Below are 5,547 nucleotides of genomic sequence, written 5' to 3'. Positions count from 1 at the left end.
GATGACAGGATATTTGTTTCTAATTCTTTATAATCTACCAAACCAGTAGTTCTATTTGCTTGACTCATATCAAACCTCCATTTTTTATATCAATTTATTACTTTTTTTTCGGTTTGACACACTTTTTTGAACGTTCCCTTCTCACAACAAAAACTTCTTCTCTACTTTTTTTTGAGTAAGGTCACCAACTCTATTTTTCTACAAAAGTGTTCTCTGAACTAAAAAATCCAGAGAACATTCTCTCTTATATCAACTCATTATCAATGGGAAAAGAACTAACCTCATTATCATAAGAGTAAGGAGTTGTTCTTTGCACATTATCAAAGACAGCTTTTAATAGTACTTCCTTATCACTATCCCATGCAACTTTCTCCATAATTGCATTATAATCTTTACACTTTTGATCATTTCCACAGTCCCTGATTTTACCATTAAGCTTTAGATAAGGCTTTAATGAATTATAGTGTACTTGAGTATTATTGCCCTCTTTATCTATCATATTCCCTGCGTTATTAACAATTATCAATGGTGCAACTTGTTTCGCTTTCACAATACTTGCTCCACCGGGGTCTTTGATGAGATCAGGACATGATTCTCTAGAAAAAAAATTCTTGTTTAATTCTTTATTAGCATAATCATTGCCAGATTGGCAGAAACTCTTAACCTTCTCGTCCTGACAAGCTAACTCTTGTGGACTATCAATACATTTAAGACATTTCGTATTACCAAAGTTGGCTGCTGAACTAATAGTATCAGTAAAGGCAAATTTAAAATTTACTGCACTATAAATACCCTCTGATCCCTTTTCTATATATGGCAAAATTTTAGAATTACTATACATCTCAGGATAGAGTTCTTTTAATAAATCAGATGTATTAAAACCTTGACAACCTATCTTATTATTCGATTTATACAAAGTAGCCTTAGGCCCACAAATTCCTGGCAGGCTAAGATCTGGTGTTATTTCTCGAGATGTAATTTCTCCACTTTCATTCCCTCCTTCATTGGTAACATGTTTGCCTCTATCATTTTCATTCCCTACCTTAATACTAGGTTTATCTGTACCGATTCTTTTCTCATTTTTACATTCTTCAGCTGCTTTTTTATACCACTCAGTCTCTGCTTTTGCCATGTTAATTTTACACTTTAAAAGTTCTTCTTTTACTCCTTCAATCTTACTCTGCATCACTTCTTCTTTCTCCTGTTCAATTTTGTACCTCAAAACTTCCTCTTTTGCTGCCTCAGCTTCATTCTTAGTTTGTTCTACCTTCTCTCTTTCTTCTTGAACCTGTGACTTTAATTCACTAGTTTCTGCTTCTAATCGTGTAATTTCTCTTTGTGATTCCACAGCATCTTTTTTACACTGTATTAACTTATCTTTTGCCTTCTTAATTTCATCTCTACAGTCACGAAGTAAATCTTCTTCTGATTTATCATCCTCTTCTCCCGCAACCTGATCTCCTAGATTTTCGACTTGCTCACCCTCTTCACCATAAAAAAGTTTGTTGGCATATAAATTACTATTATTAACTTGATCGCTATAGATATTGTTTGACATTGTGACCTCCTATACAGTCAAAACTGGAATTAAATTAGAGTATAAAAGCTGAGAACTCAACATGGGTAAAAGAAACCACAGTTCAGGAAATCTCAGGTTAACTCAGAAATTATTATAAGCCAAAATGATTAAAATTTTATAACTTATATTTTAGATCTAGCATGATAACCAACAATTATTCAATTTCCACCTTACTCACCAGCTTGACACAGTCCATCTTTATTCATTAGAGAGCCGTGATTCCTTCTCCAATGATTAATCACTTGTCAGTTTTGAGTGTAGTAGTTGATAGCCTGTACGTAAATACGTTGCTTTTGTTCTTTAGAAATTTTTAGTCTACTATCTTTATCCAGAAAAAAATTGTAAAATTTCTATAGTTATGGTATAATTGTAAATACCGCTTGCCAATAAGCTGAGTATAAAAATGCCGTTCGGACAAATCATTACATATAGTACAATATTACTTGCTGTAATTGCAGTATTTCTCTTTTTGAGAAAAATATACAAAAATCATATTAGAAAAATTATATTTCCTCTAAAAGTTCTCAAAGAAGAGTGGGAAGAAAATAGAAGATTTAATGAATTGTATCAAAAAAATAAGCAAAAAGAGTTGATGAAACAACAGGAAATGCTAAGGGAGAAACAAAAGAATATGCAAGTTTACAAAGAAGATCTAGAAATAGTTGATATAGCAAAACCGTTAGGTAAATGGACAAAGATGGTTATGATGGGTAATAGTTTAATGAAACATTTTGCACAATTGATACACAGAGAAGGTGATAAAAAAGGATTTTGGGAGCTGTTTATAAAAGCTCAGTCTTCAACTAAGGGTAAGCATAAAGGAAAAGGCAGATGACGTATCCGTTGTATAACCTGCTTTCTGGCATTAAACTTCTTAAGTGTTATAGTCAGTCAAGTATAAGGGTGTCATCCCAGTGCTTGACACTGGGATCCAGCTCTTCATGTAATCTAGTTAAAAATATTAATTTTAACATAAAGCAACTACTTTTATGCCAACCAGCTCAGCGTGCTTACTTAAAATTCCTGGATCCCAGTGTCAAGCACTGGGATGACACCATCTGCTACCTACAAACCCAATGTTCGTACAGTTGTATGTCAAACACTGACTGTTTGTTGTGCAAGCTATCCAATGTTCATACACTGAAGTGTTTAGGCTCCAAGTTCTCTTTAAAGGTCCAATAGATGCTTGAATGTAAAAATCTATCCTGTGCTCGTAATAACAAAGTATTATTTAAAAACCTCAATTTTAAAGCTGAACCAAAATCAAAAATCTTAATCACTGGTCCAAATGGTAGCGGCAAAACCAGCTTAATCAGAAGTTTATCTGGACTTTTGCCGCCAGTGTCAGGTAATATAATGTACTGTGGAAAAGATATATATGATGACCTAAAATCCTATATACCTTCCATGGTCTATATAGGCCATAAAAATGCCTGTAAAGATAGCTCAACAGTTGGTGAAAACATACAATTCTGGGCAAGAATACGGAATACTAGAGAATTAATTATGGCAGCCGTTTGTTGCTTACAGTTGCAACCTGTACTTAATATCAAATATAGTGAACTTTCTGCAGGTTGGAAAAGAAGAGTTGCGCTTGCTCGCCTCTTAATTTCTAATGCAAACGTTTGGCTGATAGACGAACCATTTTGTAATCTCGACAGTGCAACGTGTGAATTAATATTAAATCTAATCTCAATACGCTCTGAGCAAAACGGTATAGTAATTATTACAGGACATAGCTCTACAGAACAACTGTGTGACTTCAAGACAATCGATATACGTGATTTTAACAGACCTCTTGTATAATTTTTGGCCTTAAAATTAACTCATCTCTTTCAAAGGCTCTATATTAAAAATAGAAAGCCCAGAAGCGATTACGTGCGCTAAGGCTTGGACGAGAAACATTCTTGCAGCGGTGAGGTTCAAGTTATCTTCTAGTATGAACCGCATGTTTAAATCACTTTTGCCATACCCCCATAAAACGTGAAACGCTTCTGCAACTTCAAGTAAGTAGAAAGTAATTCTATGTGGCTCACAAAGCCTTGCAGATATTTCTACCACATCTGGCCACTTTGCTAAGGTTTTTATGAGGAAGAGCTCCCCATCAGTCTTTAAAAGTGAAGGATCTGCTGTTGGAAGCTCCTTTGGAACATTACGCATTAATGAGTGAGCACGAGCATGGGCATATTGCACGTAAAAAATAGGGTTGTCTCTTGATTGTTCTTTTACTTTAACAAAATCAAAGTCCAAGACCATATCATTCTTGCGTGTTAACATTATAAAACGAGTTATGTCCTTGCCAACTTCTTCCACTACATCTCTTGCTGTTAGGAAGTTTCCTGATCTTTTGGACATCTTAACAGGTTTGCCGTTCTCGAAAAAATTCACAATATTATGCAGTTTTACCTCTATTTTTGCTTGATTGTCACTGAGCGCAGAGACGACTGCTTTGAGCCTTTTGACATAACCACCGTGGTCACTACCAAGCTCTACGATCATATTGTTAAAACCACGTGATATCTTATCGAAATGATAAGCAATATCCGATGCAAAATAAGTCCAGCTATCATCCTCTTTTTTTAGTGCGCGGTCAACGTCATCACCAAACTCTGTAGAGCGAAATAATATTTCTTTTCTGGAAGTCCAATTTTCATTTTCTTTGCCTTTTGGTTTCTCCAGGTACCCTTCATACACTAAACCCTTATCAGACAATATTTTTATACTCTCTTCGATTTTGCCACGTAGCTCATACTCTGAAGTAAAGACATCATGACTTACTCCAAGTAAGTTCATGTCTTCCTTTATTATCTCTAAAATGGAACTTAAAGTATACTCTCTAATTATTTGATTATCCTCCTCTTCTCTAAGCTCCTTGCCATATTTTTTGGCCAGCCCAGCCCCTATTGGTTTTAAATATTCACCTGGGTATAAACCTTTTTCGATGCTGATTTTTTCTCCCAGAGCTTCCTTATACCGCAAATATACTGACCGAATTAGCGTATCTATCTGCGCTCCAGCATCATTGATATAGTACTCCTTAGTAACATTATAGCCAACTTTCTTTAGTAAATTTGCTAAAACATCACCAAACACTGCCCCTCTTGCATGACCAATATGCAGTGGACCTGTTGGATTTGCAGATACAAATTCAACATTAATGGCCTGATTGTTCCCTATATCTAGGGTGCCAAACTCTGTTTTTAGCTCATTTATTTGTTTTAAAATTCCATGCCACACTTCTATTCTTAAGTGCATGTTGATGAAACCAGGGCCTGCTATTTCCACTTTTTCAACTTCATCAAAAAGTTCAAACTCTTTAGCTAAAACCTCTGCAATTTCAATGGGATTCTTCTTTTCATGTTTTGCAAGCACCATAGCAACATTTGTATAGATATCACCATGTGCTCTATTGCTTGGAGGCTCTACAATAAAATTTGCCGCACTTGTATTTATGACACCCCTTTGCTTCAACTCATTTAATTTGCTGGAAATTAGAGAGGAAACCTGTTTGAAAATGTTCATCAACTAGAAAAACTATGAAAACCTATAGCAGTATAGCGAATAAGTGGGGCTAGTTGAAGGTTTATCTTATCTCTACTTTTTATTTGGTGTAAGGCGACCTTTTCTGGGTTGAAAGACCCAGAAAAGTTATAGTTTATATTAAGATATTGTCGGAATCATGGTAAGAGAAAGTCTCATCTTGATTGTTACCAACACTAGGGGAATAAGACCTTTTTTCTACAGAATTATCAGGAATTTTCAACGTTACTTCCTTGTCAGAAGTCCATAGAATTTTATCTATGATTTTAGCGTATTCGGGAACGTTCAAAAAAAGTGTGTCAAACCGCATTTTCAATTCAACTCAATTTTTAACCTACCAGGAAAAAAGATATCAAGTTGAGACATAGTTAAAGCCCAATTAGGCAAAGCAGTAATCCACTTTTGCTCTACCTTTTTTATAGCACAAT

5 protein-coding genes are annotated in these 5,547 nt (G+C 35.0%); 2 read left to right on the top strand and 3 right to left on the bottom strand.

Annotated features, from left to right (window positions below; all coding sequences use genetic code 11):
• Positions 1 to 244: 244 nt before the first annotated feature.
• Positions 245 to 1,558: a PspC-like choline-binding domain-containing protein gene (locus JR312_RS05855; RefSeq protein ID WP_416647940.1), complete on the bottom strand. Its 1,314-nt coding sequence runs from the start codon at positions 1,556 to 1,558 to the stop codon at positions 245 to 247.
• A gap of 424 nt (positions 1,559 to 1,982) precedes the next feature.
• Here JR312_RS05855 and JR312_RS05850 point away from each other — a divergent pair, with 424 nt between their 5' ends.
• Positions 1,983 to 2,414: a hypothetical protein gene (locus tag JR312_RS05850; RefSeq protein WP_264330545.1), complete on the top strand. Its 432-nt coding sequence runs from the start codon at positions 1,983 to 1,985 to the stop codon at positions 2,412 to 2,414.
• Between the two features lie 347 nt (positions 2,415 to 2,761).
• Positions 2,762 to 3,385, top strand: a complete 624-nt coding sequence (gene ccmA, locus JR312_RS05845) for a heme ABC exporter ATP-binding protein CcmA (RefSeq protein ID WP_264330546.1) — start codon at positions 2,762 to 2,764, stop codon at positions 3,383 to 3,385.
• 15 nt (positions 3,386 to 3,400) lie between these two features.
• Here ccmA and argS read toward each other — a convergent pair whose 3' ends face one another.
• Both argS and JR312_RS05835 read right to left on the bottom strand, forming a co-directional pair.
• Positions 3,401 to 5,101: an arginine--tRNA ligase gene (argS, locus tag JR312_RS05840; RefSeq protein ID WP_416647939.1), complete on the bottom strand. Its 1,701-nt coding sequence runs from the start codon at positions 5,099 to 5,101 to the stop codon at positions 3,401 to 3,403.
• A 133-nt stretch (positions 5,102 to 5,234) separates the two neighbouring features.
• Positions 5,235 to 5,429, bottom strand: a complete 195-nt coding sequence (locus JR312_RS05835; RefSeq protein WP_416647938.1) for a hypothetical protein — start codon at positions 5,427 to 5,429, stop codon at positions 5,235 to 5,237.
• Positions 5,430 to 5,547 lie beyond the last annotated feature (118 nt).

Origin of the sequence: Wolbachia endosymbiont of Nasonia giraulti (genome assembly GCF_048054155.1) — a bacterium.
GTDB classification, from domain to species: domain Bacteria; phylum Pseudomonadota; class Alphaproteobacteria; order Rickettsiales; family Anaplasmataceae; genus Wolbachia; species Wolbachia pipientis_C.
The sequence above is the reverse complement of the archived record's forward strand: the minus strand, read 5'-3'. Positions and strand labels throughout refer to the sequence as shown.

Excerpts from the sequence above, each read along its gene's own strand:
- JR312_RS05835 (WP_416647938.1), bottom strand. The coding sequence starts at position 5,429 with ATGCGGTTTGACACACTTTTTTTGAACGTTCCCGAATACGCTAAAATC.
- argS (WP_416647939.1), bottom strand. The coding sequence starts at position 5,101 with ATGAACATTTTCAAACAGGTTTCCTCTCTAATTTCCAGCAAATTAAAT.
- ccmA (WP_264330546.1), top strand. The coding sequence starts at position 2,762 with ATGCTTGAATGTAAAAATCTATCCTGTGCTCGTAATAACAAAGTATTA.
- JR312_RS05855 (WP_416647940.1), bottom strand. The coding sequence starts at position 1,558 with ATGTCAAACAATATCTATAGCGATCAAGTTAATAATAGTAATTTATAT.
- JR312_RS05850 (WP_264330545.1), top strand. The coding sequence starts at position 1,983 with ATGCCGTTCGGACAAATCATTACATATAGTACAATATTACTTGCTGTA.